This is a genomic window from Pseudooceanicola algae (genome assembly GCF_003590145.2).
Taxonomy (GTDB): Bacteria; Pseudomonadota; Alphaproteobacteria; order Rhodobacterales; family Rhodobacteraceae; genus Pseudooceanicola; species Pseudooceanicola algae.
The window spans coordinates 3,586,451-3,613,233 of the sequence record NZ_CP060436.1; the positions used below are offsets into that span (position 1 = coordinate 3,586,451).

Annotated in this window: 28 protein-coding genes; 12 read left to right on the forward strand and 16 right to left on the reverse strand. The window is 64.8% G+C overall.

Annotated features, from left to right (window positions below; genetic code table 11):
* Positions 1 to 122: 122 nt before the first annotated feature.
* The 4 genes from PSAL_RS16845 to meaB all read right to left on the reverse strand — a co-directional run bounded on the left by PSAL_RS16845 (position 123) and on the right by meaB (position 4,364).
* A complete protein-coding gene (locus PSAL_RS16845; protein ID WP_119838718.1) occupies positions 123 to 707 on the reverse strand; it encodes a GcrA family cell cycle regulator in 585 nt (194 codons plus the stop codon).
* 161 nt (positions 708 to 868) lie between these two features.
* Positions 869 to 1,795 (reverse strand): ornithine carbamoyltransferase, encoded by a 927-nt coding sequence (argF, locus tag PSAL_RS16850; protein ID WP_119838719.1) that lies wholly within the window; start codon positions 1,793 to 1,795, stop codon positions 869 to 871.
* A 57-nt stretch (positions 1,796 to 1,852) separates the two neighbouring features.
* Positions 1,853 to 3,037, reverse strand: a complete 1,185-nt coding sequence (locus tag PSAL_RS16855) for an aspartate aminotransferase family protein (RefSeq protein WP_119838720.1) — start codon at positions 3,035 to 3,037, stop codon at positions 1,853 to 1,855.
* Between the two features lie 343 nt (positions 3,038 to 3,380).
* The gene (gene meaB / locus PSAL_RS16860; protein WP_119838721.1) at positions 3,381 to 4,364 is read right to left on the reverse strand and encodes a methylmalonyl Co-A mutase-associated GTPase MeaB; all 984 of its coding nucleotides are present in this window, start codon (positions 4,362 to 4,364) and stop codon (positions 3,381 to 3,383) included.
* 140 nt (positions 4,365 to 4,504) lie between these two features.
* Here meaB and hrpB point away from each other — a divergent pair, with 140 nt between their 5' ends.
* From hrpB to PSAL_RS16875, 3 genes are all read left to right on the forward strand, one after another.
* Positions 4,505 to 6,910, forward strand: coding sequence for an ATP-dependent helicase HrpB (hrpB, locus tag PSAL_RS16865; protein ID WP_119838769.1), 2,406 nt, complete (start codon positions 4,505 to 4,507; stop codon positions 6,908 to 6,910).
* A gap of 281 nt (positions 6,911 to 7,191) precedes the next feature.
* A complete protein-coding gene (gene rpmB, locus PSAL_RS16870; protein ID WP_119838722.1) occupies positions 7,192 to 7,482 on the forward strand; it encodes a 50S ribosomal protein L28 in 291 nt (96 codons plus the stop codon).
* Between the two features lie 286 nt (positions 7,483 to 7,768).
* Positions 7,769 to 8,212, forward strand: a complete 444-nt coding sequence (locus tag PSAL_RS16875; RefSeq protein ID WP_119838723.1) for a copper chaperone PCu(A)C — start codon at positions 7,769 to 7,771, stop codon at positions 8,210 to 8,212.
* 30 nt (positions 8,213 to 8,242) lie between these two features.
* Here the strand turns inward: PSAL_RS16875 and PSAL_RS16880 are convergent, their stop codons facing one another.
* On the reverse strand, positions 8,243 to 8,938 hold the full coding sequence (locus PSAL_RS16880; RefSeq protein ID WP_119838724.1) for an NAD-dependent deacylase: 696 nt from the start codon (positions 8,936 to 8,938) through the stop codon (positions 8,243 to 8,245).
* Positions 8,939 to 9,002: 64 nt separating this feature from the next.
* Between PSAL_RS16880 and PSAL_RS16885 the strand changes: the two genes are divergently transcribed.
* Positions 9,003 to 9,506: a low molecular weight protein-tyrosine-phosphatase gene (locus PSAL_RS16885; protein WP_119838725.1), complete on the forward strand. Its 504-nt coding sequence runs from the start codon at positions 9,003 to 9,005 to the stop codon at positions 9,504 to 9,506.
* Positions 9,507 to 9,537: 31 nt separating this feature from the next.
* Here the strand turns inward: PSAL_RS16885 and PSAL_RS16890 are convergent, their stop codons facing one another.
* The 3 genes from PSAL_RS16890 to PSAL_RS16900 all read right to left on the reverse strand — a co-directional run bounded on the left by PSAL_RS16890 (position 9,538) and on the right by PSAL_RS16900 (position 12,389).
* On the reverse strand, positions 9,538 to 9,870 hold the full coding sequence (locus PSAL_RS16890) for a hypothetical protein (RefSeq protein ID WP_231388554.1): 333 nt from the start codon (positions 9,868 to 9,870) through the stop codon (positions 9,538 to 9,540).
* A gap of 380 nt (positions 9,871 to 10,250) precedes the next feature.
* Positions 10,251 to 11,030: an MBL fold metallo-hydrolase gene (locus PSAL_RS16895; RefSeq protein WP_119838726.1), complete on the reverse strand. Its 780-nt coding sequence runs from the start codon at positions 11,028 to 11,030 to the stop codon at positions 10,251 to 10,253.
* A 561-nt stretch (positions 11,031 to 11,591) separates the two neighbouring features.
* Positions 11,592 to 12,389 carry a hypothetical protein gene (locus PSAL_RS16900; RefSeq protein ID WP_147407616.1) on the reverse strand — a complete coding sequence of 266 codons (798 nt, stop codon included), beginning with the start codon at positions 12,387 to 12,389 and terminating at the stop codon, positions 11,592 to 11,594.
* Positions 12,390 to 12,484: 95 nt separating this feature from the next.
* Between PSAL_RS16900 and lepA the strand changes: the two genes are divergently transcribed.
* Positions 12,485 to 14,284 (forward strand): translation elongation factor 4, encoded by a 1,800-nt coding sequence (lepA, locus tag PSAL_RS16905; protein ID WP_119838771.1) that lies wholly within the window; start codon positions 12,485 to 12,487, stop codon positions 14,282 to 14,284.
* 204 nt (positions 14,285 to 14,488) lie between these two features.
* On the forward strand, positions 14,489 to 15,196 hold the full coding sequence (locus PSAL_RS16910; RefSeq protein WP_147407617.1) for a hypothetical protein: 708 nt from the start codon (positions 14,489 to 14,491) through the stop codon (positions 15,194 to 15,196).
* A gap of 94 nt (positions 15,197 to 15,290) precedes the next feature.
* Here PSAL_RS16910 and PSAL_RS16915 read toward each other — a convergent pair whose 3' ends face one another.
* The 3 genes from PSAL_RS16915 to PSAL_RS16925 form a co-directional block, all read right to left on the reverse strand.
* On the reverse strand, positions 15,291 to 15,428 hold the full coding sequence (locus PSAL_RS16915; protein ID WP_119838730.1) for an entericidin A/B family lipoprotein: 138 nt from the start codon (positions 15,426 to 15,428) through the stop codon (positions 15,291 to 15,293).
* A 105-nt stretch (positions 15,429 to 15,533) separates the two neighbouring features.
* A complete protein-coding gene (locus PSAL_RS16920; protein WP_119838731.1) occupies positions 15,534 to 15,671 on the reverse strand; it encodes an entericidin A/B family lipoprotein in 138 nt (45 codons plus the stop codon).
* A gap of 599 nt (positions 15,672 to 16,270) precedes the next feature.
* Positions 16,271 to 17,032: an alpha/beta fold hydrolase gene (locus PSAL_RS16925; RefSeq protein ID WP_119838733.1), complete on the reverse strand. Its 762-nt coding sequence runs from the start codon at positions 17,030 to 17,032 to the stop codon at positions 16,271 to 16,273.
* A gap of 111 nt (positions 17,033 to 17,143) precedes the next feature.
* Between PSAL_RS16925 and PSAL_RS16930 the strand changes: the two genes are divergently transcribed.
* Positions 17,144 to 17,518: a hypothetical protein gene (locus PSAL_RS16930; protein ID WP_147407618.1), complete on the forward strand. Its 375-nt coding sequence runs from the start codon at positions 17,144 to 17,146 to the stop codon at positions 17,516 to 17,518.
* Here the strand turns inward: PSAL_RS16930 and PSAL_RS16935 are convergent.
* From PSAL_RS16935 to PSAL_RS16950, 4 genes are all read right to left on the reverse strand, one after another.
* Positions 17,457 to 18,368 (reverse strand): DUF817 domain-containing protein, encoded by a 912-nt coding sequence (locus tag PSAL_RS16935; protein ID WP_119838735.1) that lies wholly within the window; start codon positions 18,366 to 18,368, stop codon positions 17,457 to 17,459. The genes PSAL_RS16930 and PSAL_RS16935 overlap by 62 nt on opposite strands.
* A gap of 60 nt (positions 18,369 to 18,428) precedes the next feature.
* Complete coding sequence (locus PSAL_RS16940) at positions 18,429 to 18,872, reverse strand: MaoC family dehydratase (RefSeq protein ID WP_119838736.1); 444 nt, start codon at positions 18,870 to 18,872, stop codon at positions 18,429 to 18,431.
* 87 nt (positions 18,873 to 18,959) lie between these two features.
* Positions 18,960 to 19,832, reverse strand: coding sequence for a TIGR01459 family HAD-type hydrolase (locus tag PSAL_RS16945; RefSeq protein ID WP_119838737.1), 873 nt, complete (start codon positions 19,830 to 19,832; stop codon positions 18,960 to 18,962).
* A 347-nt stretch (positions 19,833 to 20,179) separates the two neighbouring features.
* On the reverse strand, positions 20,180 to 21,100 hold the full coding sequence (locus PSAL_RS16950; RefSeq protein WP_119838772.1) for a manganese-dependent inorganic pyrophosphatase: 921 nt from the start codon (positions 21,098 to 21,100) through the stop codon (positions 20,180 to 20,182).
* Positions 21,101 to 21,283: 183 nt separating this feature from the next.
* Between PSAL_RS16950 and PSAL_RS16955 the strand changes: the two genes are divergently transcribed.
* Complete coding sequence (locus PSAL_RS16955) at positions 21,284 to 21,943, forward strand: DUF2161 domain-containing phosphodiesterase (protein WP_119838738.1); 660 nt, start codon at positions 21,284 to 21,286, stop codon at positions 21,941 to 21,943.
* Between the two features lie 2 nt (positions 21,944 to 21,945).
* Here PSAL_RS16955 and PSAL_RS16960 read toward each other — a convergent pair whose 3' ends face one another.
* Positions 21,946 to 22,365 (reverse strand): nuclear transport factor 2 family protein, encoded by a 420-nt coding sequence (locus PSAL_RS16960; protein ID WP_119838739.1) that lies wholly within the window; start codon positions 22,363 to 22,365, stop codon positions 21,946 to 21,948.
* A 351-nt stretch (positions 22,366 to 22,716) separates the two neighbouring features.
* On the opposite strand from PSAL_RS16960, the gene PSAL_RS16965 reads away from it, so the two are divergent.
* The 4 genes from PSAL_RS16965 to PSAL_RS16980 all read left to right on the forward strand — a co-directional run bounded on the left by PSAL_RS16965 (position 22,717) and on the right by PSAL_RS16980 (position 26,748).
* Entirely contained in the window at positions 22,717 to 23,004 is a 288-nt protein-coding gene (locus PSAL_RS16965) for a co-chaperone GroES (RefSeq protein ID WP_119838740.1), read from the forward strand.
* 57 nt (positions 23,005 to 23,061) lie between these two features.
* A complete protein-coding gene (gene groL, locus PSAL_RS16970; protein WP_119838741.1) occupies positions 23,062 to 24,711 on the forward strand; it encodes a chaperonin GroEL in 1,650 nt (549 codons plus the stop codon).
* A gap of 291 nt (positions 24,712 to 25,002) precedes the next feature.
* Positions 25,003 to 25,521 (forward strand): GNAT family N-acetyltransferase, encoded by a 519-nt coding sequence (locus tag PSAL_RS16975; protein WP_119838742.1) that lies wholly within the window; start codon positions 25,003 to 25,005, stop codon positions 25,519 to 25,521.
* Positions 25,522 to 25,614: 93 nt separating this feature from the next.
* Positions 25,615 to 26,748, forward strand: coding sequence for an alpha-D-ribose 1-methylphosphonate 5-triphosphate diphosphatase (locus tag PSAL_RS16980; RefSeq protein ID WP_119838743.1), 1,134 nt, complete (start codon positions 25,615 to 25,617; stop codon positions 26,746 to 26,748).
* The last annotated feature ends 35 nt before the right edge of the window (positions 26,749 to 26,783 follow it).

Consider the following 26,783-nt stretch of genomic DNA (forward strand, 5'->3'; position numbering starts at 1 on the left):
ACCAAGCTTGCACTGACCCGTTCGCCTATGGGCACGCTTATTCACCTGGCCGGAAATACTCCGGGGATGAATTGGGCCTGAAAGGCGCAAGAAGGGGCAGCGCCCCTTCCTGTCCTTCGGGATTAACGTTTGCGATCGCGGCGCGAGGACATCGGTTGGAAAGCCACGCCCACATGAGCATCGCAATAGGGCTTGCCGGCCTGGACGGGCAGGCCGCAGAACCAGAAATCCTCGGTGGCAGGATCGCCCACCGGCCATTTGCAGGTCCGTTCGGTCAGTTCCATCAACGTGAGCCGCTTGGCCTTCTTCTCGATGGCCGAGACCTTGGCCAGGGCTTCGGGGCTGATTTCGTTGGCCGAGGGCTGCGGCGGCAGGGGCTGACCGGCCGGGATGATCGCCTTGCGCGCCGGGCTGGGCGCCGGTGCAGGGACCACGGCTGTCGGCTCGGGCTTGGGCTCTTCGCGGGGCGCGGCGGGCGCTTCTGTGGTTTCGCGCTTCGGCGCCGCCGGCTTGGCCTTGGCTTCGGGCTTGGCCGGAGTCGCGGCAGGGGCCGCCCCGCCGGTCCGGTTGGACAGGCCGAGGCGATGCACCTTGCCGATCACGGCGTTGCGCGTGACGCCGCCAAGCTCTTTTGCGATCTGGCTGGCCGACTGACCCTCCGACCACATCTTCTTCAGCAGCTCGACGCGCTCATCGGTCCAGGACATTGGGGAAGCCTCCAGCTTTCAGTTTGGCCGCCCGCGCCACGACAGTGGGGGCGGGCCGGGACGGCTTTTCTTGCCGCCTTTTCGGATCAGGTCTCTATTCTAGGCATCGGGGACGAAGTTACAAGCGGCCCCCGATGTCCTTCCTGCGCGTCAAAGCGGTTTCACAGGCCCAGACACCAGCGCATCACGGCCTTCTGCGCATGCAGGCGGTTCTCGGCCTCGTCGAAGATCACCGAATGGGGGCCGTCCATGACCGAGGATGTCACCTCTTCATCGCGATGCGCGGGCAGGCAATGCATGAACAGCGCATCGGGTTTCGCCGCCGCCATCAGCGCGTCGTTCACCTGGTAGGGGCGCAGCATGTTGTGGCGCCGTTCGCGCATGCTTTGCGGGTCATGCATCGACACCCAGGTATCCGCGACCACCAGGTCGGCCCCTTCGACGGCGCGCATGGCGTCGCGTTCCACGGTCACCCGGACGCCCTTGTCGCGGGCAAAGCCCATGGCCTTGGGGTCGGGGTCCAGCTGCATCGGACCTGCAAAGGTCAGGTCGAAGCCGAATTGTCCCGCCGCATGCAGCATCGAGGCACAGACATTGTTGCCGTCCCCCGTCCAGACGACCTTCTTGCCCTTGATCGGCCCGCGGTGTTCCTCGTAGGTCATTACATCTGCCATGATCTGGCAGGGATGGGTCGCATCGGTCAGCCCGTTGATCACCGGCACGCTGGCGTATTCGGACAGCTCGTGCAGGATATCCTCGGAAAAGGTACGGATCATGATAAGGTCGACATAGCGGCTCAGCACGCGGGCGGTATCGGCGATGCTCTCTCCGTGGCCCAGCTGCATCTCGCTGCCCGACAGGACCATCGTCTGGCCGCCCATCTGGCGGGTCCCGACATCAAAGCTGACGCGGGTCCGGGTCGACGGCTTCTCGAAGATCAGCGCCACCATGCGCCCGGCCAGCGGCTGGCTGTCATCCGGCGTGCCCTTGGGGCGGCCTTCGCGGGCGGTCTTCATGGCGCGGGCGTGGTCGATCATCTGCCGGAGTTCCCCGGCATCGGTCGTGTGCAGGTCTAGAAAATGGTTCATCGGTATACCTTGTCTGCGCGCGCGCCGCCTCGGGCGCGCGCAATGTCGTGCGTGAGATCAGCCGGCAAGCGCCGCCGTCACGGCGGTCGCGGCGGCATCCAGCCGGGTGACGGCCTCGGCGATCTCGTCTTCGGAAAGGGTGAGCGGGGGCAGCAGGCGCAACACGTTGTCAGCCGCCGGAACGGTGATGATCTCCTGCGCGAAACCGGCCTTGACCACTTCGCCGCAAGGAACCTTGCATTTCAGGCCGATCATGAAGCCCTGACCGCGCACGGCCTCGAACACCTCCGGATGGCCTGCGACCAGCCCTTCCAGCTTCTGACGCAGCAGACCGGCCTTGCGGTTTACCTCGTCCAGGAAATCGGGGTCCGAAACGATTTCGATCACCGCGCAGCCCACGGCACATCCCAGCGGGTTGCCGCCATAGGTCGATCCGTGGGTGCCGAGGGTCATTCCGCTCGCGGCCTCTTCACTCGCCAGCACGGCCCCAAGCGGAAAGCCTCCGCCGATGCCCTTGGCGACCATCATGATATCCGGGGCGATCCCGGCCCATTCATGGGCGAACAGGCGCCCCGTCCGTCCGATACCGCATTGCACCTCGTCCAGGATCAGCAGCACACCGGTCGCGTCACAAATCGCGCGGATCGTCTTCAGATCCTCGTCCGACAGCGGGCGAATGCCGCCCTCGCCCTGGATCGGTTCGATGATCACGGCGGCGGTGGTCTCGGTGATGGCGTCCTTCAGAAGGCCCCAGTCGCCGTGCGGCAGAACCTTGAAACCGGGCAGCAGCGGGCCCATCCCCTTGACCATCTTCTCGGTCGGTGCCGCAGCGATCGCGGCCGAGGACCGGCCATGGAAGGCGCCCTCGAAGGAAATGATCTCGACCCGCTCGGGCTGACCCTTCTCGTACCAGTATTTCCGCGCCATCTTCACCGCCAGCTCCATCGCCTCGGTGCCCGAATTGGTGAAAAAGACCGTGTCGGCAAAGCTCCGGTCGACCAGCATCGCGGCCAGGGCTTCCTGTTGCGGGATCTCGTATAGATTGCTCAGATGCCAGACCTTGCCGGCCTGTTCGGTCAGCGCCGCGACCAGCGCGGGATGGGCATGGCCAAGCGCGTTCACCGCGATCCCGGCCCCCATGTCCAGGAATCGGCGCCCGTCCTCCTCGATCAGCCAGGAGCCTTCGCCCTTCACGAAATGAAGCGGCGCACGGGAATAGGTCGGCAGAACAGGAGGGATCATGGGAGTCCTCTGGGGATGTAAGAGGCCTTCTCAGAGCATGCGCTCAAGGGCCAAGTCAAGTTTTCAGGAATTTGGCGAAATTTCCGCCGGGATGCGCCGCGACATTTTGGGCGCAGGATCACTCTGCCGCCTCCCGCAAAACGGGAAGGCAAGGCTTACGCGCGTCGGCGTCGGCGGATAATGGGGGCCAGAGCGATCATGGCGGATGGTCTAGGCCATTTCCCGCCCCTTGACCAGAGACATCCGCGCACCCTGCATGTTTCCCTGTTCCAAGTATCCCGGGGGGGCTCCGGCACGGAGACGGGGCAGAGCCCCATACACCATCCCGAACCTCTTGCCCGCCTCAACGCGGCACTACCCCCAGTCCCGTCAGCATCGTCTGGGCGGCTAGCTCCGGGGTCAGCTCCCCGGCCACCACCTGCGCCGCCAATTCCGCCATTCGGGCCTTCGCCGCGCCGTTGTCGAGGGCGCTCAGCAGCCCTTCGCGCACCTCCTCGCCGAACCAGAACCGCGCCTGTTCGGACCGGATGCGGTCGTAGTGCCCGGCCTCGCGCCGCCAGCCGACCAGCGCCTGCATTTCGTCCCATGCGGTCTCCAGCCCGGCGTTCTCCAGCGCCGAGACCGTGATGGCCTTGGGAAAGCCCTCGGGATCGCGCGCCCGCTTGCGCAGCAGACGCAAGGCGCCTGCGTAATCCGCGCAGGTACGCATGGCGGCGGGCTTCAGCGCACCGTCGGCCTTGTTCACCAGGATCAGGTCGGCGCGCTCCATGATGCCGCGTTTCACCCCCTGCAATTCGTCCCCGCCGGCCGGGGCCAGCAGCAGCAGGAACAGGTCGCTGATCTCGGAAACCACGGTTTCGGACTGGCCGACGCCGACGGTCTCGATCAGCACCACGTCGAATCCGGCGGCTTCGCAGAGCGCTACGGCCTCGCGGGACCGGCGGGCGATGCCGCCCAGCTGGCTTTGGCTGGGCGAGGGGCGGATATAGGCGCCCGGCGCGCGGGCCAGGAGCGGCATCCGCGTCTTGTCGCCCAGGATCGAGCCTCCGGTCCGGGTCGAAGACGGATCGACCGCCAGCACCGCCACGCGCAGGCCCTGTTCGGTCAGCATCATGCCGAAGCTCTCGATGAAGGTAGACTTGCCCACCCCCGGTGTGCCCGACAGTCCGATCCGGAAGGCCTGCCGCCCGGCCTGCGCAAGCTGCTGCAACAGCGCCGCCGCCTGGGCCCGGTGATCGGCGCGGCGGCTTTCCACCAGCGTGATCGCGCGCGACAGGGCGCGGCGGTCCCCGTCGACGATCTTCTGCGCGAGGGTCTCTGTCTCCATGGGCTTTGATCCTGTCCTGCTTCCCTCGGGTTTAACGCCCGCTGTCCAAGTCGAAAAGAGCGTCTGCCCGTTTCCGGCGCAAGCAAGAAGGGGAAGGTCCGAATATGGACGTGCCGTCCCCCGCGGCGCATAAGGACGCCATGGAAAGATTGCCGATCGAAGAAGGCCTGCCGCCGCTGCTCTCCGCCCTCAGGGTGCGGGGGCGCGCCGTGTTGCAGGCCCCGCCGGGGGCGGGCAAGACCACGCGCGTCCCCCTCGCGATGCTGGACGCAGACCTTTGTCAGGGCCGCATCCTGATGCTGGAACCCCGTCGCCTCGCGGCCCGCGCGGCCGCTGAGCGCATGGCCGAAAGCCTTGGCGAAAGCGCGGGCCAGACCGTCGGCTACCGGGTGCGCGGCGACAGCAAGGTTTCGGGCGCCACCCGGATCGAGGTGGTGACCGAAGGCATCCTGACCCGGATGATCCAGACCGACCCCGAACTGACCGGCATCGGCGCGGTGATCTTCGACGAATTCCACGAACGCTCGCTGAACGCGGACCTCGGACTCGCGCTCTGCCTCGAGATCGCCGGGGCGCTGCGCGAGGACCTGATCCTGCTGGTCATGTCGGCAACGCTGGATGCGGCGCCTGTCGCGGCGCTGATGGGCGACGTGCCGGTGGTGACCACCGAAGGCCGCGCCTTTCCGGTCGAGATCCGCAATGCCCCGGCGGCCCTGCCCAGGGGGCCGAAACTATGGCCCGCCCTGGCCGATCTGGTGCTTCTGGCGCTGGCCGAGGTCGATGGCTCGGTCCTGGTCTTCCTGCCCGGTGCGGGCGAAATTAATCGGGTCGCCACGGCACTGCAGGGGCGGGTTCCGGGGGATGTGCAGATCCGCCCGCTTTATGGTGCGATGAAATTCGCCGACCAGCAGGCCGCCCTGCGCCCGCCATCGCGGGGGCGCAACGTGGTGCTGGCGACCTCGATTGCCGAGACTTCCCTGACCATTCCGGCGGTGCGCGCCGTGGTGGATGCCGGGCTTGCGCGGCGGGCCCGCTTCGATCCCGGTTCGGGCATGTCGCGGCTGGTGACCGAAAAGGTCTCTCGCGCCGAGGCCACGCAGCGGGCCGGTCGGGCGGGCAGGGTCGCGCCCGGCCTCTGCCTGCGGGCCTGGACCAGGGGAGAGGAGGGCGCCCTTCACGCCTTCCCCCCGGCCGAGATCGAGGCGGCGGATCTGTCGGGTCTGGTGCTGGAACTGGCGCTTTGGGGGGCGGGACCGCAGGCGCTGGCCTTCCTGACGCCGCCCCCGGAGGGCGCCTGGCGCGAAGCCCAGTCGCTGTTGCGGATGCTGGGCGCGCTGGACGATCACGGCATCACCGCCCATGGCCGCAAGCTGGCGGCCCTGCCGCTGCACCCGAGGCTGGCGCATATGCTGGCCCGGGCCGGGCGCGGCGCGGCGGGTCTGGCGGCATTGTTGGCGGATCGCGATCCCATGTCGCGGGGCACGCCCGTCGATCTGACCTTGCGCCTGAAGGCGCTGGAGGGCGGGCGTGATCCCCGCGCCGATGCCGGCGCCATCGCCCGCATCCGCACCGAGGCAAAGCGGCTGGCCCGCGATTTGCCCAGTGCGCCCGGGCTGGGCGTGGCCGAAATGGCGGCTCTTGCCTATCCCGACCGGATCGGCCTGCGCCGTCCGGGCAGCGCGCCGCGCTATCTGCTGTCGGGGGGGAAGGGGGCGGTACTTCCGTCCGAGGACCCGCTGGCCGGGGCACCGCTGATCGTGGCCACGGATCTGGACGGCGACCCGCGCGAAGCGCGGATCCGTCAGGCGGTCCAGATTTCGGAAGGCGCAGTGCGTTCGCTGTTCGGTGACCAGATCGAATCGCTGCGCATCTGCAACTGGTCGCGACGGGATCGCCGGGTGCAGGCCCGCGAACAGGACAGGCTGGGCGCCATCGCGCTGACCGACCGCCCCTGGACCGATGCGCCCGAAGACTCCCTGGCGGCGGCCATGCTGGACGGCGTGCGCGACCTTGGCCTGAACCCGACCGGCAAGGCGCGGCTGTTCCTGTCCCGCGTGCGGCTGGTCGACAGCCTGCCGGATTTCTCGGACGCCGCGTTGCTGGAAACCATCGACGACTGGCTGCTGCCCTATCTCGGCAAGGTGCGCAGCGCCGAGGACTGGAAGCGTTTCGACCTGCTGCCCGCGCTGAAGGCGCGCCTCGGCTGGGACGGAGAGCGCATCCTCGACCGCGAGACGCCGGGCAGTTTCACCACCCCGCTGGGGCGCAAGATCCCCATCGACTACGCGGGCGACGCCCCGGCCATCGCCTTGCGGCTGCAGGAGATGTTCGGCCAGACGCGCCACCCGGTCGTCGCCGGCCGCCCGCTTGTGGTCACGCTTTTGTCCCCGGCGGGCCGTCCGGTGCAGGTCACCCAGGACATCCCCGGCTTCTGGACCTCGTCTTACGCGGATGTTCGCAAGGACATGCGGGGGCAGTATCCGAAACATCCCTGGCCCGAGGATCCGACGCAGGAGGATCCGACCCTGCGCGTTAAACGCAAGTAACCTTGGATCCGACGCAGGAGGATCCGACCCTGCGCGTGAAGCGCAAGTAACCTTGGATCCGGCGCGCGGACGATCCGGCCTTGTGCGCGGCGGCCAAAACATTGAGGACCCGCCCATCCCCCCGGATCAGGGCCCATTGTCATCCTTCCGTCACCAGAGGCTTGACCTTCCCGCTTCCGGGGCCTAAAGACCCCCAACAAGATTCAGGGCGCCGCCGCAACGGTGCCCGTATGCATTGAACTGGGCGCGACCCGCCCTTCTGATGAGACGAGGATAGACCCATGTCGCGCCGTTGCGAACTGACCGGAAAAGGCCCGATGACTGGCAACAATGTCAGCCACGCCAACAATAAAACGCGCCGCCGCTTCCTGCCCAACCTGAACGACGTTTCGCTGCGTTCGGAGACCCTTGGCCGGAACGTGAAGATGCGCATCTCTGCATCCGCCCTGCGTTCGGTGGACCACCGTGGTGGTCTGGACAAGTTCCTGGCCAAGGCCAAGGACATCGAGCTTTCGGCCAACGCGCTGAAAATCAAAAAAGAAATCGCAAAAGCCCAAGCCGTTCAGGCCTGAGCTGGCTGACCTGCCCGGCAGGTCACACATGCGTTTCGACAGTTTGAACCCCGCCTTTTCGCAAGGTGGGGTTTTTGCATTGGAAATGTCGTGCGTGTGGGGCGGGTCGACAGATCACGCAAAAGTTTGCTGTCCTCGCGCCTTGCTGCCCTAGGTTGATCGCTCGGGGCAGGCAGGTGCAATGGCCCCCGGCCGGATCGGGGCAGGGGCACGGGTTCAAGCGGACCATCTGGCGCCCTGGGGCCGGATTGACTGGCAGAAGTGATTCTCTGGAAGGAACAAGACAATGAAAATCGTGACGCGTACGGCTTCGGCTTTGGCACTTTCTGCGGGCCTCGCGGTCTGCGGGCTGACCATGACGGCGACGTCGGCGCTGGCGGATGTCTTCGTCAGCCAGTCCCGGATCGTGCCGGGGCCCGACGCAGGGACGGCCACGGTCTACATGGTGCTCAAGAATACCTCGCGCGAGGACGAGGTCCTGATGTCGGCCTCTTCACCCGCTGCGACGCAGATCACCATTTATCAGGGGCTGCGCAAGGGGGGCGAGACCGTCGCGACCCCCACGACCAACGGGCTGACCATCCCGGCAAAGCGGACCCTGCGGCTGACGCCGGACGGGCACTACATGACGCTCTCGGGTGTCACTGGATTGCAGCCGGGGGCCAGCGTGCCGATAGACCTCGATTTCGGAACTATTCCCAGCAAGACAATCGATGTTCCCGTCGAATGATCTGCCAACTGCGACTGTCGGGCTGGCGTCCTAGCTGACTTCAGCCAACATGTCGTCGACCCAGGCCGGCACCAGTTCCGTCGCGCTGCCCTGCCGGGCCTCGGCGAACTGGCTGGCAGAGTGCGATGCCTCGAGGTTCAACTCCAGCGTATGCGCGCCCACGGAATCGGCCAGCCGAAAGAACCCGGCGGCGGGATAGACATTGCCGGAGGTCCCGATCGAGACGAAGTAGCTGCAATTGCTCAGCTTCCGTTCGATTTCATCTATGTAGTAGGGCATTTCGCCGAACCAGACGATGTCGGGGCGCGCCTTTGGGGCCTGACAGGCGGGACAGGCCTCGCCCGGCTGCATCTGTTCCGGCGCCGGCCAGCGATGGCCGCAGGCGGCGCATAGCGCGCTGTTGACGGCACCATGCATATGCAGGACCTCGGCCCCGGCAGCTTCGTGCAGGGCATCGACATTCTGGGTAACGATGGTGACCTCACCGGGATAGTCACGCTGCAGGCGGGCGAGGGCCTCATGTGCTACATTGGGCCGGGCTGCGGCGGCCGCCCGGCGGCGGTCGTTGTAAAAGCGCTGCACAAGGGCGGGATCGCGGGCAAAGCCTTCGGGCGAGGCCACGTCTTCGACCCGGTGGTTTTCCCACAGGCCATCGGCGGCGCGAAATGTCGCCAGACCGCTTTCGGCGGAAATGCCCGCGCCTGTCAGGATCACGATCCGCTCCATGGTGGTTTTCCTTCTCGTAAATCGGTGGCTAGACTGTGGTCACCCTGCCCCGAAAGGCGCCCGCATGACCAGTTCCATCCTGTTCGTCTGTCTTGGCAACATCTGCCGGTCCCCCTCGGCCGAGGCGGTTGTGCGCGGCTTGGCGGCCAAGCAGGGCCTCCCGCTGCGGCTTGACAGCGCCGGGACCGGTGGCTGGCATGCCGGAGAGCCGCCCTATGGCCCGATGCAGGCCACCGGGCAGGCGCGGGGGCTTGCCATGTCCGACCTGCGGGCGCGCCAGATCCGGGTACAGGATTTCGCGGATTTCGACCTGATCCTGGCCATGGATGACAACAACCTGGCGGATATTGAGGCCCTTCGTCCTGCAGGGGATGCGACGCCGCTGCACCGGTTCACGGACTACCTGCCCGAAGACAGCCGCTTTGCCGGCGCGACCGAGGTGCCGGATCCCTGGTACAGCCGCGATTTCGACGGCGCGCTGGATCTGATCGAGGCGTGTGCCGCGGGTCTGCTGAAGTCCGTCAGCGGCACCGCAGGGTCAAAAGGCCAGCCTCGCCCGGCGGGCTGACCTGATCCCGGTGCGCCGGGGGAGCCTCAGGTCAGGAACACATCGCCTGAGCGGCATTGCCGAAGGATGTATAGCGTTCCCAGAAGGCATCGTCCCTTGGGCGCTTGGACATCTTCACTTCCTGCGCGCGATCGGGTTCCTGAAAGATCTTGGCGGCCAGGCGTTGGTCGCTGCGGTTCATGGTCATGTCCGCAACCTGCTGGATGCAACCGCAAAGCCGCGTCTGACCGGCGCCCTTGCTGGAGCCGAGGCAGGCCTGGCTGACCGGACCCGCCTGCGCCGGGAAGGCACCTGCAAAGGTCAGGCAAGTGGCTGCCACGAAACCGGCGGTCAGGGCCGCCCTTGGAAAAATAGTCTTCATCATCTGCCCTCGTTGAAAGCCCGGCCCGGCCATTCCTGCCGGTGCAAGGCTGATCTGCCTCTGCATGCCACCCCGAACAGGCGCCGGATGGCGCATGGAAGACGGATGCGGATCCATTTTCACGGATTCTTTCAGGACATTGCCCAATATTTCAAAAAATCTCAATAAAAAGCGATGAGAGGGCACGGGATGGTGATGCAGAACGGGGTTTGCAGGCCCGTAGCCCTTCGGAACCTTGCGGGAGAAGGGCGATTGCGGCGAATCAGGCCCGGGCCCGCGGCTCTGGATGACACGTGGCTCGGGTTGGCCGGTGTTTCAGCCGGGAACACTACGATCTGGCAGTTTGGCCCGGCGCTGCAAATCGCGCGCCGGGCCAGGCCGGATCAGGAGTACCAGGTGCCGCGAACGACGTCGGTCGGCACGTCCTGTTCGCTCAGCAGGGATTCGAAGAGATCGAGATCGCTGTCGTTGTAGTGGTAGGGATAGACCACGCCGGGGGCGAAGCCGCCGACACCGGTGGCCGCCTGGGCCTCGGTCATCGTGTAGGGCATGTTGAAGGGCACGAAGGCGATGTCGATGTCCTCGAGCGCCTTCATTTCATCGGTGTCCTCGGTGTCTCCGGCGATATAGACCCGCTTGCCGCCAACCTCGATGATATAGCCGTTGTCGCGGCCCTTCGGGTGATACTGCAGGCGTTCTTCGGTGAAATTGTAGGCCGGGATGGCTTCGATCGGCAGGCCGAGCAATTCGGCGTTCTGGCCGTTTTCCATCGCCGTGGCGGCGGCGCCGACTTCGGGGTCGAGCTGTTCGTGCACCGTGGGGTTGGTGATCATCGGGACCGGCCCGCCGGCGCGCTGTGTGAGGGCGGCAAGGGTGTCGGGGTCAAAGTGGTCGCCGTGGTGGTGGGTGATGAGGATGGCGTCCGGAGCCGGCAGGGCTTCGTACAGTGCGCCGCCGCCGACGGGGTCGACGTAGATGACTCCGGCGGGCGTGGTCATCACGAAGCTGGCGTGGGAGATCGGGTGGATGGAAAGGGTATCGGTGCCGTCGAGGGCGTAGATGTCGCCGGTCAGGTTCTGGGCCATTGCGGCGAAGGGGCGGATGAGGCTGGCGCCAGCGGTCGCGGCGGCGGCACTGGCGATTAGGTGTCGGCGGGTGATCATGGGCACATTCCTTGATTGATATGCTGCCAAGATAGGGCGGTTTGGCAGAGGGAGTCTTCACGATTGGTTTATGGGGGCTAGCTGGGGGCGATTGGGGCGTGGGCCTGTGTCTTGGCCCGGCGGGCTCGCCGGGCAGCGTTCGACCTTCCCCACAGGGGGGGTGATACGGTTGCGGGGTGTGTGGAACGGTGCTGCTTTTGGTCGAGCGGCTTTGCGTAGGGTGGGAATAGCGCTCGCCCGAGGTCGCGCGCCGCCCTTTGGGCATGGAGAATGCCAAAGAGCCTGGGGCTAAGGAAGATGTGGCATCCAGCGTTCGACGGCCTCGATAAGAAGCTGCACTGACTGAGCGTGCGCGGCAAGGTAAGTCATGCCGGCCGGAACGCCCCAGTCAATCGCCCTGTCTGCTGCGCGATCGAGCTTGCGGCCAATCCACTTCAGGCAAGCACGAAGACCTTCCCGGATTGCGCGCAGCGCGCTTTCCAACCGGGCCTTGTCCGGCACTTCCTTTTCGACCTCGTCCGCGATGTCGTCGATGGCGGCCCAGATGATCGTAACGGATCGTTAGGCTTCTACTGGGAGTTCGATGGGTTCTGGCGGTGCGTTGCCGCCGATGCCATGCCGGGAAGTCGCAGCCTGCAAAGCCCTCTCGGCCTGTAACGCGCATAATTTTTGCTTCACCTCGAAGCGAGCCTCGATCTCCGCGATGCGTTCGGCCACGGCTTCGGGGCCTTGTCGCCAGATGTCGTCGGGGATCAGGGCGATCCCGCGCTGTAGGTCCCAGGGCAATAGATTTCCGGACATGGCGCGGTCGTACCAGCGGGACCAGAAGAACCAATGTTCAGCGCTCTTCAGCAAGTTGTCCTTACCATCTGCATATCGGTCTAGCTCAATTTGGAGTTCAGGGGGCACGGAAACTTCTAGGGTCATCAGGTCAAATTTTGCTGCTGAGTTTGCGTCCCGAATGATCTCTTTCTCTAGAGACTGGCTACCCACAGAAAAAGCTATTCCGGCGGTGTTCAGAGCTGACTCGGCCGCAAATAGGTATCTGCTGGATTCTTCTTCTGCAGCAGAGCGGGCAGCGTAGAGAGCAGCATCGGCAGGTGCGAAGTTGTTTGGCCCCCGTTTGGCAGCAAGGTCACAAGCATTTTGGAGGTCTCGGTCGGTTCCTGAGTGAGTGCTGCTGGCGCAGATCAGGGCGCGAAATGTCCCTAACAGAACGAGTTGATCAGATTTGGAAGTGACTTTTCCAATGATGGAGAAGCCAAGTGCTCTGAGTGCAGCACGTGTAGCGAGCGCAGTGCACTGCGCTCGGGATTGAGTAGCAAGCCAATGACCAATCTCTGAATAGTCCTCAACCAACCTTCTGCCTCCACTCCGTGTTCGGCCTGATGTCCCACCATACCCCCTCACACCCCCTTGCCAACTGCCCCTTTCCCCCGCATATGCTGCCGATCATGACCGATCTCGCACATATCCGTAACTTCTCCATCGTCGCCCATATCGACCACGGGAAATCCACCCTGGCCGACCGGTTGATCCAATCCACCAATACCGTCACCGCGCGGGAGATGAAGGAGCAGCTGCTTGATGCCATGGACATCGAGCGCGAGCGCGGGATCACGATCAAGGCGAACACCGTCCGGATCGAGTACATCGCCGACAACGGCGAGCTCTACATCCTGAACCTGATCGACACCCCCGGTCACGTCGACTTTGCCTACGAGGTCTCCCGCTCCATGCGCGCGGTCGAAGGCTCTCTGCTGGTGGTCGACAGCACGCAGGGGGTCGAGGCGCAGACGCTGGCCAATGTCTATCAGGCCATCGACGCCAATCACGAGATCGTCCCGGTGCTGAACAAGATCGACCTGCCCGCCAGCGAACCTGCGCGCGTGGCCGAGCAGATCGAGGACGTCATCGGCATCGATGCCTCCAACGCCATGCTGGTCTCGGCCAAGTCCGGCGTCGGCATCAAGGAAACGCTGGAAGCCATCGTGCACCGCCTGCCGCCGCCCACCGGCGACCGCGACGCGCCGCTGAAGGCCATGCTGGTGGACAGCTGGTACGACCCCTACCTGGGCGTCGTCGTGCTGGTGCGCATCATGGACGGCGTGCTGAAGAAGAACGACCGCGTGCGTTTCATGCAGAACGGCACCATCCACCAGGTTGACCGCATCGGCGTCTTCCGCCCCGCGATGCAGAACGTCGAGGCGCTGGAACCCGGCGAGATCGGCTTTATCACCGCGCAGATCAAGCAGGTCCGCGACACCAAGGTCGGCGACACCATCACGCACGAGAAGAAGGGCGCCGACACACCGCTGCCCGGCTTCAAACCGTCGATCCCGGTGGTATTCTGCGGCCTCTTCCCGGTGGATTCCGCTGAGTTCGAGGACCTGCGCGACGCGATCGAGAAGCTGGCCCTGAACGACGCCTCCTTCAGCTACGAGATGGAAACCTCGGCCGCGCTCGGCTTCGGCTTCCGCTGCGGCTTCCTTGGGCTGCTGCACCTCGAAGTGGTGCGCGACCGGCTTGAACGCGAATACGATATCGAGCTTATCACCACGGCGCCCTCGGTGGTCTATCACGTCCACATGAAGGACGGCACGATGGAAGAGCTGCACAACCCCGCCGACATGCCCGACCTGACCTATGTCGATCATATCGAGGAACCGCGTATCAAGGCCACCATCATGGTGCCGGACGAATACCTCGGTGACGTGCTGAAGCTGTGCCAGGACCGCCGCGGCATCCAGCAGGAGCTGACCTATGCCGGCACCCGCCCGCTGGTGGTCTACGACCTGCCGCTGAACGAGGTGGTCTTCGATTTCTATGACCGGCTTAAATCGGTCACCAAGGGCTATGCGAGCTTCGATTACCAGATGATCGGCTACCGCGAAGACAACCTGGTGAAGATGCAGGTGCTGGTTAACGACGAACCGGTCGACGCGCTGTCGATGATGGTCCACCGCGACCGCGCCGAAGCCCGTGGCCGCGCCATGTGCGAAAAGCTGAAAGAGCTGATCCCGCGCCACATGTTCAAGATCCCGATCCAGGCGGCCATTGGCGGCAAGGTCATCGCGCGCGAGACCCTGTCGGCCATGCGCAAGGACGTGACGGCGAAATGCTACGGCGGCGACGCGACGCGCAAGCGCAAGCTGCTGGATAAGCAGAAGGCCGGCAAGAAGAAGATGCGCCAGTTCGGGAAGGTGGATATCCCGCAAGAGGCGTTCATCTCCGCGCTGAAGATGGATAGTTGAAGAGAGCCCGGGGCAAGTCTCCGGGTTTTTCAATTGCCCGGGGCATGAGGCTCCGTAGGGTGCGTGCTGGCGCGCAGCAAAGCTTTCGCAAAGCCTGCCACCTCATGGCGCCCCGCAACTTCCCGCCCAGGGCGCCAAACGCCCCTTGCGACTTCTCCGTTTCCACGGCTCTGTCATCGAAAGACAGCCAGTATGGGAACCAACATGGCCATCGAGTGGATGAAGACCTCCGCAATCGTCACGGCGCTGCTGCTCCTACCCGCAGCGGTCTCGGCCAAGGCCTGCGATTACCGGCCTACCAAGATCTTTCGCAGCGACGGGGGCGGATCGGTCACGGCGCGGGCGGCTGATGCCGGGGTCAGCGGCGCGGTCGAGGGGTTCTATACCCTGGTCAACGTGAGCAGCGGCGCGACGATGCTGGGGGCGGGGGCCACGGCGGCATCCGGCGTTGCGGCGGCGGCGACCTCGGGGGCGGCGGCGGCTTCGGCCATCGCGCTCAACCCCTTTGTCTGGGTGCCGGCGTTGGTCGCTGGCGTCGGTGGCGGCACCTTCGAGGCGGTCTGCGCCTATATGGTCGACGAACGGATCACGGATTACGACGAGGTCATGACCCTGATGCGCGGCTTCGAAGCCAGCGCCGACCCGGCCTATTTCGAATTGGTTGACGGCGTCCTGTCCCCGTTCATCCGCATCCGTGACATGGACAACTCCTGGGTCAGTTACAATGTCGAGGATCTCTACGTGGTCGAGGGGATCCTGATGCACCGCAAGTTCGGCCGGAACACCAAGATCGGCCGGGTGGTCCTGGTCGAGGTCGAGGAACAGCCGGACGCCCCCCCGGCACCACCCGGTCAGGATGCGGTCGTGGACGCGCCGGTCGAGCAAGCTCCGTCGGATCGACCGCCGGGCTGATTTTCGGGCGTTTTTGGCCAGACGCCTGCCGCAAAAATGAAAAACCCCGGAACACCTTGCGGTGACCGGGGTTTGATCCGCTGCGACGGCAGGATCACATGTCGGCTTGGACGTTGTTGGATTCCTGCGAAATCGCCTGGCCGGTGTTTTCGATATCCTGGCCGGCACCTTCGACGGTCTCGCAAGCAGCAAGGGCACAAAGAACGGCGATGGAAGCGATAATACGGGTCATTTAAGGTCTCCTGACTCTCGGTTTCACAGCTCAACACCCAAGCGCGGCGATGGGTTCCACCCCGCGCAGAAAAATCCGCGCACTTCGCCGTTACATATCGGCCCGTTACATGCTGGACTGGGTCTCGCTCGCGGTGGTCGAAATCGCATGGCCCGCGCTCTGGATGTCGCGGCCTGCGCCGTTGATCGTGTTGCAGGCCGTCAGGGCCAGAAGGGCCGCAAGGCAGGTCAGGATGCGTGGCATAATGTTCTCCGGAAGGTCACTTTGTCAGTTGTGGCCCAGACCGGGCCTCGCGGTATCATTGCGGCCTCTGCGGTTCCGCGCCAGAGAAAACGTCGGCGCGGGCCGGGGAATTCGCGTGGTCCGCCAAGGCGAAGGACACTTCGGCCCTGAACAAGGCTGGAATACACTTGGCCCGCTTGCCGGAATGCACGCGGCTTTCCTTTGACCGACCCGACCGAGCCCGGCGCGCCTGCGTCCGGTTCCCGCGAACAGACGGTGTGCAATCGTCCCGAACATGGCCTTGATCGAGGTCAATGCGCCCGGAGCTTTAAAGATGCGACAAAGATCCCGCAAATAGGCGCGGCATCCTGCTGCGTGCGCAAATCGATTCCACAGGCCAGACAATGTACCTCTTCCGAACCCTCGTCTTTTCCCTCATTGCCATGTCGCTTGTCAGCGCAGGCACGACTGTCTTGCTGGCCTTCGGCAAGACGTCGGGGGCCTGGGTCGGTGGGCTTTACCTTGCCGGGTTCGCGCTGGCTTTGCCGCTGAGTCTGGCCTTGCTGCGGCGGCTCGACACGGATTGTCGAAACGACGCGGGGCCGGGTCTGTCCGCGACCTCAGAGCGCGAGGAAATGCGCCACGGCGGCCTCGAACTCGCGGGGCTTGTCCGCGTGCAGCCAGTGGCCCGCTCCCGGTAGCTTTGCAAAGACCGCCTGGGGGAAAAGCGTCTTGATCCGGGGTCGGTCCTGCGGGCGGACGTAATCGCTTTCGGCGCCGGTCAGGAACAGGGCGCGCCCGGTGTAGGGCGTGCCGAGATCCTCGGGGAAGCCGATGATCCGGGCCATCTCGGCCTGCAGCACGTCCAGGTTCAGCCGCCAGGCCTTGGCCTGAATGTCGAGGCTTTGGGTGAAAAAGCTTTGCAGTGCCCGTTCCACACCCTGATCGGCCAGTTGCGCCTCGGCGTCAGAGCGCCGCGTGACGCTGGCCAGATCCACCGCGCGCATCGCGTCGATGAATTTCTGCTGACTGTGCCCATAGGAGACCGGCGCGATATCGGCGACGATCAGGCGTTCGACCCGCTCGGGCTGGGTCAGCGCCAGGGCCATTGCGGCCTTGCCCCCCATGGAATGGCCCAGCAGGGCGCAGGGGCGGCCTTCGGCGGCGATGACCTCGGCCAGATCGGCGGCCATGTCGGGATAACTGTGCGAGGCGGCCTGCGGGCTGAGGCCGTGGTTGCGCATGTCCACGGCGATGACGCTGCGATCCACCGCCAGCCTGCGGGCGATCACACCCCAGTTGCGGGCCGAACCGTAAAGCCCGTGGGCGATGACAAGCGGGGTGGCCTCGGGTGGGCCATCATGGCGGATCAGATTGAGCATGCCGCAGACTTAGCGCAGGCGGCCCCACGGGGCCAGCGCAATAGGCGCAGGGTGATTGGAAGGCGCGCCCGTTCAGGGTAGGCTGGGGGGCGATTCTTCCGGGGGGATATGATGAGCACTATCAAGGGTGTCGACGCCGATCTGGCCCGGATCGAACGTCAGCTGCAAAAGAAACTGCACCGCCGTCGGGGCAACCTGTCCGGGTTGATGCGGCGCGCCGGTCGGCGGCTGCCGGCCCGGGCGCATCGCGCTGCCGGCGAAATCGCGGCAGCGCAAGAGCTTGCCCTCAACCCCCGCTTGGCGCGTACGCTGGATGCGGGTCGCCTGAAGGCGCCGGTGCGGGTGCTCGACGAAGCGGTCGCCACTTATGATCCGGGGAAAGAGCGGCTTGATTTCTGGCTGTCGGTTCTCAGAAGTCTGGCGTTCAACCTTCTGGCGCTTGCCGTGGTGCTTGGGCTTCTGGCGCGCTGGCGCGGACTGATCTAGACGCTGCATCCGCTTCGGGCCTGAAGGGCGTCGCGGACAGCGCGTCGCGCAGCACCAGCGTCACGGTGGTGAAACTGACGAAGAACAGAAGGTACCAGCTGCCCAGTTTCGACAGGCGGACCAGTTCGAAACTGTCCTGTCCGGCGTAAAGCCAGGTGCCGGTAAAGGTGCCGATATTTTCGGCCACCCAAAGGGCTGCGGCAATCAGCAGGGCGGCGGCGGGAAAGGGCATCCAGTGCCAGGCGCCACCGACCCGGAACCACATCCGGCTGCGCAGGAACAGCAGCAGGCTGGCCACGAACAGGCCAAGCCGGATGTCGGGAAAATAGTGATGCGCAAAGAAATTGCCATAGATCGCCACCGCCAGCAGGACCGAGGCCCAATAGGGCGGATAGGGCGCGAAACGGGCATCGAACAGGCGGATCGCCCGCGCGATATAGCTGCCGACCGAGGCGTACATGAAGCCGGTGAACAGCGGCACGTCGAAGGCCTTGAAGATCCCCGGCTCGGGATAACCCCAGCTGCCGGCATTGACCTTGAACCACTCCATCGCTGTGCCGGTAAAGTGGAACAGCAGGATCACCCTGGCCTCGTCCCAGGTTTCCAGCCGCGTCGCGATCAGCACCACCTGCGTGGTGATCGCGATCAGGAACAGCGCGTCATAGCGTTGCAACGCCCAGTCTGGCGACCAGATCGCCCGCGTGATCAGGATCGCGCTCAGGATGATCAGCGCGAACAATCCCGCCCAAAGCTGTTTTGCCGTGAAAATCACCAGCCCGGCCCAGAAGGGCGGCAGGGTCCTGTGCAGCAGGCGTGAGGCGCGGGCGTGCAGGGGGGCGGTTTGATCCATCCCGCCTTGTCCCGCGCGGGCGGCCCCCTGTCCAGTGCCAGCCTGCGCCAAGGCGCTGCCTCAGTCGAATTTGCGCGACGGGGCCAGCACCAGAGCCTCGCCGCTCAGCACCTTGCGCCCCGCGACGATGCAGCGACAATCCAGCGTCACCCGGCGCTTCGTGTAGTCGATCGAGGTCACCTCGACTTCGGCGGTCACCACATCGCCCGGGCGCACGGGGGCGAGGAATTTCAGCGACTGGCCCATGTAGACAGTGCCATGCCCCGGAAGCTGCTCACCGATCACCGCCGAGACCAGCCCTGCCGTCAGCATCCCATGGGCGATGCGTCCCCCAAAAATCGTGTCGCGGGCGTAGTCGTCGTCCAGGTGCACCGGGTTCCGGTCGGTCGAGACCTCGGCGAACATCTCGATATCCGCATCGGTGATTTCCTTGCGCAGGTGGCGGGTCATGCCCATCTCCAGGTCCTCGACGCAGATCGTGCCACGGGGGAAGTTGTCCAACATCGCGCCCTCTTCTCTAGGGTAATATTGCGACACCACGAAATCCGGCGTCGCAATAATATTACCGAGCAGATGCAGCATTGGCAAGCCTCAGCGCAGTTTCCCGATCGCGAAGCTTGGGGCCAGCTGTTCCGTCGCGATGTAATCCTTCAGCGCCTGGGGCTCCGGCTGATCGGTGGTGAGGGTCTCCTGCGCGGCCAGGCCCCCGGTGATGAACAGGCTGTCGATGTTCTCGCCAAGCGCGCCTTCGACGTCGGTGCGGATCCCGTCCCCGATCGCCAGCACGCGGGCCGAGGAAATATCCACCCCCGTCGCCGCCAGCCTCAAACGAGCCAGGTCGTAGATCGGCGGATGCGGCTTGCCGAAATACAGGCTCTCGCCCCCCATCTCGGTGTAAAGCGCGGCCACCGCGCCGGCACACCATTCCCGCAGCTCGCCCCGGTCAACCACGATATCGGGATTGGCACACAGCAGCTTTATCCCGCGCGTCTTGGCCAGCAGCAGCTGCGGACGCAGGACATCGGGGGCAGCCATCGGATCGAAGTGACCGGTGCAGACGATGCCCTCGGCCTCATCCACCGGCACGCGGGTGATCTCGGTCGGGTCTTCAAGAAGGTTCATGGGCTCGAAGAAGTGGCTCTCGGCCTCGGAGCCGATGAAATACACCTTCCGGCCAACGGCCCCCTGGAACATCGCGGCGCGCGCACTGTCGCCCGAAGTGGCAATGGTATCCCAGCAATCATCCGGCGCGCCGAAGCCGACCAGCTGCTTTTCCACCTCGGCCCGCGTGCGGGGGGAATTGGTCAGCAGAACCACTGTCCCGCCGCGCTTGCGATAGGCCTGCAGGGCGGCGACAGCTTCGGGAAAGGCGGTGACGCCATTGTGCAGGCACCCCCAAAGGTCGACGAACAAGGCGTCGTAATCGTCGGAAATCTCGGCAAGGGAAGCGATGATGCGGGTCATGGGTCTCACTGTTTCGTCTCGGGGCCAGGCAACCGTCCCAGGGGGCGTCCCGGGGGGCTGACGGACCATGGCAGCAGGGCACACCGGGCAGGAGGGCTGACCGGATTGAAAGGGCGGTTCGGCCGCACCACATCGCGGCACATCCAACGCCCCCAGATATGGCCGAAACCATCCCGCACGGCCAGAGCTTTCCTCGACACCCTCCCGCCAATCGGCCCCGCCCACGTTTCCCTGTCTGAAATATCCCGGGGGAGTCTCCGCCTGCGGAGACGGGGGCAGCGCCCCCCGCTGAAACCTAAAAGGGCGCCCCGCAAGGCGCCCTTTTCCGTTCAATGCCGTGAAAGCCCTCAGACCTTCAGGTTCGGGATGATCTGCTTCTTGCGGCTCATGATGCCCGGCAGGACGACCGCATCGCCTTCGACGGTCGCGCCAAAGCTCTTCTCGGCCACGGTCCTGACCAGGTCATTGGGCACGAACAGCGTGGCTTCCTCGTTCAGGATGTCGACGACGAACAGCAGCACCTGGTCGACACCGTCCTCGGTCTCGACAGCCTTGAAGCTTTCCATCAGCGAGACCTTGCGATCCAGCACGATCTTCGGCGCAGTGGTTTCCAGCACCGAGACCCGGAACTTGGTGCCATCGACGGCATATTCCTTGCTGTCCATGCGGATCAGTTCGGCGTCGGAAAACGCCGAGATATCGGACTTCGCCTCGAACATCTCCGAGGCGTAGGCGCCAAGGTCGAGGTTCAGTTCGCCGGCCAGTTTCTCGGCCAGGGCACGGTCGGTTTCGGTCGTGGTGGGGGACCGGAATTCCAGCGTGTCGGACAGGATGCAGGACAGCATCGCGCCCTTGATGTTGTCGGGCATCCTTGCGGCGTCATCGCCCATCAGGTCGTACATGATGGTGGCGGTGCAGGCGAGCGGACGGATGGTGATCTCGATGGGACCCTTGGTTTCCAGCCCGCCGACCAGCTTGTGGTGGTCGATGATCTGGATCACGTCGGCCTCGTTGATCGCCGCCGGCAGCTCGGCCGGGTTGTTGGTGTCGACGATGACGACCCGGTCGGAGGCGCTGACCTCCGAGATGATCTCGGGCTTGTCGAAGCCCCATTTCGCCAGCACGAAGGCCGCTTCGGTATTGGGTTCGCCCAGCAGCTTGGCCTCGGCGGGTTTCCCGGCGATCTCGGAAAGATACCAGGCCCAGATAAGCGGCGCGCCGGTGGAATCGGTGTCGGGGGATTTGTGGCCAAAGACCTTGATCGTCATGTGATGCATCCGTGTTCAAAAATGGAAAATCCGGCGTCCTTATAATGGGCCAGCCCGGCCCTGTCACCCATCCGCCGTTGCCTGAGGCACGGACGGGCGCCGTAAAGGGCGAGCCTGATCTTCCACTGGCCATTCCTGCGCCGGGCATTGTTCGGCCACCCTGCGCAGGATAGGTCTTCGGCTATGGCGAAACTGCGTGAAACCGATCTTTACGCCCCGGTAAAGGGCTTCCTGCAGGCGCAGGGGTACGAGGTGAAGGCCGAGGTCGCCGGCGCCGATGTCGTGGGCCTGCGCGCCGATGATCCCGCCCCCGTGGTGGTCGAGCTGAAGACAGGCATGACCCTGACCTTGCTGCAGCAGGGGATCTCGCGCCAGGGGCTGACGGATTTTGTCTACCTCGCCATCCCTGCGATGCGCGGGCGCAAGGCGTTGGCGGCGCATGTCTCGCTGTGCCGCAGGCTTGGGCTTGGCCTGTTGACGGTCCGGTTGCGCGACGGTTTCGTGACGGCCCATTGCGACCCGGGACCCTTCGCCCCGCGGAAGTCGAGGGTACGGCAGGGGCGTTTGTTGAAGGAATTTCTGCGGCGCGAAGGGGATCCGAACATTGGCGGCTCGACCCGCGTGCAACTGATGACCGCCTACCGCCAGGACGCGCAGCGTTGCGCGGCCCACCTGGCGGTGCATGGCCCCTGCAAGGGGGCTGTGGTCGCCAGGGCAACCGGAGTGCCACGGGCGACGACCATCATGCGGGATGATCACTATGGCTGGTTCAAGAAGGTGGAAAAGGGGGTCTACGCCCTCAGCCCCGAAGGCGCGGCCGCCGCAGCGGCCATTGGCCCCTGATTTCAGGCGCTGGCGGCCATCGCGGCGCCCAGCCCGGCCAGCATGTCCGGGGCCGGCATTTCGGCCAGCATCGCTTCGGGGGTCTGATGGTGCTGGATCATCTGCCAGCTGCCCCGCCGCACCACCCAGCAGGAGGTGCAGAGACAATTATAGGGCTCATCGTCCCGCGGGCGCCGGGCTTCGGCCCGATAGGCCAGCACGGCGGCGCCATGGTGTTCCGACACCTTCTGGCCACTCATCTTAACGGCGTACCAGCGTGGTGCGCTTTTAAGTCCCTCGATGATTTCCTTGCCGCGCAGGATGCCCGCGCCGGGAAAGGCCATCAGGCAGAAGGGGGCGATCCGTTCTGCACAACATTCGATTGCTCCGGTCCAGAGGTCACGTTCTCTAGCCCAAAGGGTCTTTTCTATCGTCTCCAGCATCCGGTCCCTCCGGTTGGGTTACCGGATAAAGGTTCCGCGGGGCCATCCGGTTCCGTTCATCGCTGCGAAAGCTGTCCGGGGGGACCAGTTCCCGACCCGCCCGCAGGCTGTCATCTGACAGTCACGCGCCTGCGGTATTTGCTTTGCAGGCAGGCCTTGGGGCGCTTTCCAGCCGGCTTGCGAACGGCCTTTCCGTCTGGTCCGGCGAATTTGCGCAGAGCTTCCTTGACACACTCCCGGTGCTTGCCTATCTCGATGTCGTTAGCACTCATCTGGCATGAGTGATAATGCCCGCCAGGCACCAGCCTGAGACTGGGCAAGGGAGAAACTTTGAGCCAAGGAGCCTCAGAGATGGCATTTACACCGCTGCATGACCGTGTGCTTGTGGAACGCGTTGAAGGTGAAGAAAAGACCAAGGGCGGTCTGATCATCCCCGATTCTGCAAAAGAAAAACCCGCCGAAGGCATCGTTGTTGCCGTTGGCGCAGGTGCCAAGGACGATGACGGCGAACGCGTTGTCATGGACGTCAAGGCCGGCGACAAGATCCTGTTCGGCAAATGGTCGGGCACCGAGATCTCGCTGGACGGCAAAGACCTGCTGATCATGAAGGAAAGCGACATCATGGGGATCATCGCGTAAGCGACGATCCTTTTTCGCATCCCTCAATTTCAACAAATTTAGTCAGGAGAGACAGACATGTCTGCCAAGGACGTCAAGTTCAGCACCGACGCACGCAACAAGATGCTCAAGGGCGTCAACATCCTCGCCGACGCGGTGAAGGTGACCCTCGGCCCCAAAGGCCGTAACGTCGTTCTCGAAAAATCCTTCGGTTCGCCCCGGATCACCAAGGACGGTGTCTCGGTCGCCAAGGAAATCGAACTGGAAGACAAGTTCGAGAACATGGGCGCGCAAATGGTGAAGGAAGTCGCTTCCCGCACCAACGACGAAGCGGGCGACGGCACCACCACCGCCACCGTGCTGGCCCAGGCCATCGTCAAGGACGGCCTCAAGGCCGTTGCCGCCGGCATGAACCCGATGGACCTGAAGCGCGGCATCGACCTTGCCACGCTGAAAGTCGTTGAAGCCATCAAGGCCGCCTCGCGTCCGGTGAACGATTCCGCCGAAGTCGCACAGGTCGGCACGATCTCGGCCAACGGCGAAGCATCGATCGGTACCATGATCGCGGAAGCCATGCAGAAGGTCGGCAACGACGGTGTCATCACCGTTGAAGAAGCCAAGGGCATGGAAACCGAAGTCGAAGTCGTCGAAGGCATGCAGTTCGACCGCGGCTACCTGTCGCCCTACTTCGTGACCAACGCCGACAAGATGACCACCGAGCTGGAAGACTGCATCGTGCTGCTGCACGAGAAGAAGCTGTCCTCGCTGCAGCCGATGGTTCCGCTGCTGGAGCAAGTCATCCAGTCGCAGAAACCCCTGCTGATCATCGCCGAAGACGTCGAGGGCGAAGCCCTGGCGACCCTCGTCGTGAACAAGCTGCGCGGCGGTCTGAAGATCGCAGCCGTCAAGGCACCGGGCTTCGGCGATCGCCGCAAGGCCATGCTGCAGGATCTCGCGATCCTCACCGGCGGCCAGGTGATCTCGGAAGACCTCGGCATGAAGCTCGAGTCCGTGACCATGGACATGCTGGGTTCGGCCAAGAAGGTTTCCATCACCAAGGACGAGACCACCATCGTCGAAGGTGCCGGCGACAAGGCCGAGATCGAAGCGCGCGTCGCCCAGATCCGCAACCAGATCGAGGAAACCACCTCGGACTACGACCGTGAGAAGCTGCAGGAACGCGTTGCCAAACTGGCAGGCGGTGTTGCAGTCATCCGTGTCGGCGGCATGACCGAAACGGAAGTGAAAGAGCGCAAGGACCGCGTCGATGACGCGCTGAACGCGACTCGCGCTGCCGTTCAGGAAGGTATCGTCGTCGGTGGCGGTGTTGCCCTGATCCAGGGTGCCAAGACGCTCGAAGGTCTGACCGGTGCGAACTCCGACCAGGACGCAGGCATCACGATCGTTCGCAAGGCCCTCGAAGCGCCGCTGCGTCAGATCGCTGAAAACGCCGGTGTCGACGGTGCCGTTGTCGCGGGCAAAATCCGCGAATCGGATGACCTGAAGTTCGGCTTCAACGCTCAGACCGAAGAATACGGCGACATGTTCGCCTTCGGTGTGATCGACCCTGCCAAGGTGACCCGCACGGCACTGGAAGACGCTGCTTCCATCGCCGGCCTGCTGATCACCACCGAGGCAATGGTTGCCGACAAGCCCGCCAAAGAAGGCGCGGCTGGCGGCGGCATGCCCGACATGGGCGGCATGGGCGGCATGGGCGGCATGATGTAATCTGCCGATCCATTTCGGATCTCCTGTCTTCGGGCAGGACGGGAAAGGGGGCCTTCGGGTCCCCTTTTTCGTGGCCGGCCTCGCCCGGATGTCGGGGGGTGACGCTGCGTCGGGGTGATTCCGCGTCGCCTTGACCCGCATTTCTGGTCGGATTTTCAGCAAGACTCCGCCGGTTATGCAGAAAAATGCTGCTCTGCGGCAAAGTCCGGATGCACCCGGTGCCCAGACGGATAGAATGGCCTGAGGGTCCGCGAGACGGGCAAATCCATTTCAGTTTCAGTCAGGACGACCATGGCAAAGCGCTTGAACCTCCAGCTTCGTCTCTACACGTCCAGCGACGAGATCGGCGTCAGCAACGTGCTGACCAGCAGCTATGACACCCCGGCCGAAGCCCGGCTGGTCTCGGCCCTGCGCGCCAATGGCGAACTCGCCGTAGAGCTTCTGGCCTTCGATGGCGACAGGACCGTCGGCTATATCGGGTTTTCCCGCCACATCAGGCCCGATGGCTGGATGGCACTGGCGCCGCTTGGCGTATTGCCGCAATGGCGGGGGCACGGGATCGGGGCCGACCTGATCCGTTACGGGCTGGATTACGCCCGTCGCGCCGGGGCCAAGGCGATCACCGTGCTGGGCGACGGGCGCTATTATCAGCGGTTCGGGTTCACCTACAAGGCGGCGCAGAACCTGACCACGCCCTATACGGTCGAGAACACCTTGCTCTACCCGATCGCGGCCGGGACCGCCTTCGCCGAGGAACGGTTGGTCTATTCCAATGCCTTCGAGGCCTTCGAAACCACCCCTACCCGCTAGGCGCGCCCGATATCAGGCCTTTTCCGACGGGGCAGGGCGCGCTAACAGGCGCGCCATGACCCGTCTTACGCTCCTGTCCTCAAGGCCTGCCGCATGAGCCTCCCGCTGCATTTTACCGGTGCGCGCGTTTTGCGTCCCGGCGGCTGGGATGACGCGCCCATCGGCATGGCCGAAGGCCGGATCACCGATGACCTGCCGGGCCGGGCTGTGGACCTTTCGGGCTGGTGGATCCTGCCGGGCATCGTGGATGCGCATGGCGACGGGTTCGAGCGACATCTCGCGCCGCGGCGCGGTGCACTGCGCGATCTTGGGGATGCACTGGCAATGGCCGAGGCTGAACTGGCAGTCAACGGCATCACCACGGCGACACTGGCGCAGTTCTTTTCATGGGAAGGCGGCATGCGCAGCCCGGATTTCGCCAGGGCCATGATCCTGGCCCATGCCGCCTATCCGGCTACCCTCGACCTGCGCCTGCAATTGCGGCTGGAAACCCACCTTCTGGAGGGTTTCGATGCGGCCGCCGACCTGGTTGAAACCTATGATATTCCCTACGTTGTCTTCAACGACCACCTGCCGCACGCCGCGTTTCTTGCCGGAAAACGCCCCCCCCGGCTGACCGGACAGGCGTTGAAATCCGGCCGCAGCCCCGAAACACACCTTGCCCTGCTCCAACGATTGCACGCCAATGGCCCGCTGGTGCCGAAGGCCCTGTCGCAGCTCATCGCCCGGCTGGCGCCACGCGCCACCCGCTTGGGCAGCCACGACGACCAGACCTCGCAAGGCCGCCGGGACTGGCGCGCTTTGGGCGTCCCGATCTCCGAATTCCCGGAAACCGCCGAAGCTGCTGCCGAAGCCTTCTCGGCAGGCGACGGCATCGTCCTCGGCGCGCCCAATGTCGTGCGGGGAAATTCCCATGCCGGCAAGGTCTCGGCCCGCGATCTCATTGCGCGGGGTCATTGCACGGCGCTGGCGTCGGATTACCACTACCCGGCCCCGCGTCAGGCCGCCCTCGCCCTGGCGCAAGGCCTCGGAATGGAGGCCGCCTGGGCGCTCGTCTCCTCCGGCCCAGCCCGCCTGCTGGGCCTCTCGGACCGGGGCAGCCTCGCTCCGGGTCTGCGCGCCGACCTCATCGCGTTGAACCCTGCAACGGGCCGCATTGGCGCCACCTTCGCCGCCGGATGCCCGGCCTGGATCGGTCCCGACATCGCCCCGCGCCTGCTGCGCTGACCGGCCCGCACCAACCTCCAATGTTTCCCTGTACC

Excerpts from the sequence above, each read along its gene's own strand:
- PSAL_RS16915 (WP_119838730.1), bottom strand. The coding sequence starts at position 15,428 with ATGACCCGTATTATCGCTTCCATCGCCGTTCTTTGTGCCCTTGCTGCT.
- argF (WP_119838719.1), bottom strand. The coding sequence starts at position 1,795 with ATGAACCATTTTCTAGACCTGCACACGACCGATGCCGGGGAACTCCGG.
- PSAL_RS16950 (WP_119838772.1), bottom strand. The coding sequence starts at position 21,100 with ATGACGATCAAGGTCTTTGGCCACAAATCCCCCGACACCGATTCCACC.
- hrpB (WP_119838769.1), top strand. The coding sequence starts at position 4,505 with ATGGAAAGATTGCCGATCGAAGAAGGCCTGCCGCCGCTGCTCTCCGCC.
- PSAL_RS16920 (WP_119838731.1), bottom strand. The coding sequence starts at position 15,671 with ATGCCACGCATCCTGACCTGCCTTGCGGCCCTTCTGGCCCTGACGGCC.
- PSAL_RS16910 (WP_147407617.1), top strand. The coding sequence starts at position 14,489 with ATGGCCATCGAGTGGATGAAGACCTCCGCAATCGTCACGGCGCTGCTG.
- PSAL_RS16885 (WP_119838725.1), top strand. The coding sequence starts at position 9,003 with ATGACCAGTTCCATCCTGTTCGTCTGTCTTGGCAACATCTGCCGGTCC.
- PSAL_RS16880 (WP_119838724.1), bottom strand. The coding sequence starts at position 8,938 with ATGGAGCGGATCGTGATCCTGACAGGCGCGGGCATTTCCGCCGAAAGC.
- lepA (WP_119838771.1), top strand. The coding sequence starts at position 12,485 with ATGACCGATCTCGCACATATCCGTAACTTCTCCATCGTCGCCCATATC.
- rpmB (WP_119838722.1), top strand. The coding sequence starts at position 7,192 with ATGTCGCGCCGTTGCGAACTGACCGGAAAAGGCCCGATGACTGGCAAC.
- PSAL_RS16895 (WP_119838726.1), bottom strand. The coding sequence starts at position 11,030 with ATGATCACCCGCCGACACCTAATCGCCAGTGCCGCCGCCGCGACCGCT.
- PSAL_RS16890 (WP_231388554.1), bottom strand. The coding sequence starts at position 9,870 with ATGATGAAGACTATTTTTCCAAGGGCGGCCCTGACCGCCGGTTTCGTG.
- PSAL_RS16960 (WP_119838739.1), bottom strand. The coding sequence starts at position 22,365 with ATGCTGGAGACGATAGAAAAGACCCTTTGGGCTAGAGAACGTGACCTC.
- PSAL_RS16935 (WP_119838735.1), bottom strand. The coding sequence starts at position 18,368 with ATGGATCAAACCGCCCCCCTGCACGCCCGCGCCTCACGCCTGCTGCAC.
- PSAL_RS16975 (WP_119838742.1), top strand. The coding sequence starts at position 25,003 with ATGGCAAAGCGCTTGAACCTCCAGCTTCGTCTCTACACGTCCAGCGAC.
- meaB (WP_119838721.1), bottom strand. The coding sequence starts at position 4,364 with ATGGAGACAGAGACCCTCGCGCAGAAGATCGTCGACGGGGACCGCCGC.
- PSAL_RS16980 (WP_119838743.1), top strand. The coding sequence starts at position 25,615 with ATGAGCCTCCCGCTGCATTTTACCGGTGCGCGCGTTTTGCGTCCCGGC.
- PSAL_RS16945 (WP_119838737.1), bottom strand. The coding sequence starts at position 19,832 with ATGACCCGCATCATCGCTTCCCTTGCCGAGATTTCCGACGATTACGAC.
- groL (WP_119838741.1), top strand. The coding sequence starts at position 23,062 with ATGTCTGCCAAGGACGTCAAGTTCAGCACCGACGCACGCAACAAGATG.
- PSAL_RS16845 (WP_119838718.1), bottom strand. The coding sequence starts at position 707 with ATGTCCTGGACCGATGAGCGCGTCGAGCTGCTGAAGAAGATGTGGTCG.
- PSAL_RS16955 (WP_119838738.1), top strand. The coding sequence starts at position 21,284 with ATGGCGAAACTGCGTGAAACCGATCTTTACGCCCCGGTAAAGGGCTTC.
- PSAL_RS16965 (WP_119838740.1), top strand. The coding sequence starts at position 22,717 with ATGGCATTTACACCGCTGCATGACCGTGTGCTTGTGGAACGCGTTGAA.
- PSAL_RS16875 (WP_119838723.1), top strand. The coding sequence starts at position 7,769 with ATGAAAATCGTGACGCGTACGGCTTCGGCTTTGGCACTTTCTGCGGGC.
- PSAL_RS16940 (WP_119838736.1), bottom strand. The coding sequence starts at position 18,872 with ATGTTGGACAACTTCCCCCGTGGCACGATCTGCGTCGAGGACCTGGAG.
- PSAL_RS16925 (WP_119838733.1), bottom strand. The coding sequence starts at position 17,032 with ATGCTCAATCTGATCCGCCATGATGGCCCACCCGAGGCCACCCCGCTT.
- PSAL_RS16930 (WP_147407618.1), top strand. The coding sequence starts at position 17,144 with ATGAGCACTATCAAGGGTGTCGACGCCGATCTGGCCCGGATCGAACGT.
- PSAL_RS16855 (WP_119838720.1), bottom strand. The coding sequence starts at position 3,037 with ATGATCCCTCCTGTTCTGCCGACCTATTCCCGTGCGCCGCTTCATTTC.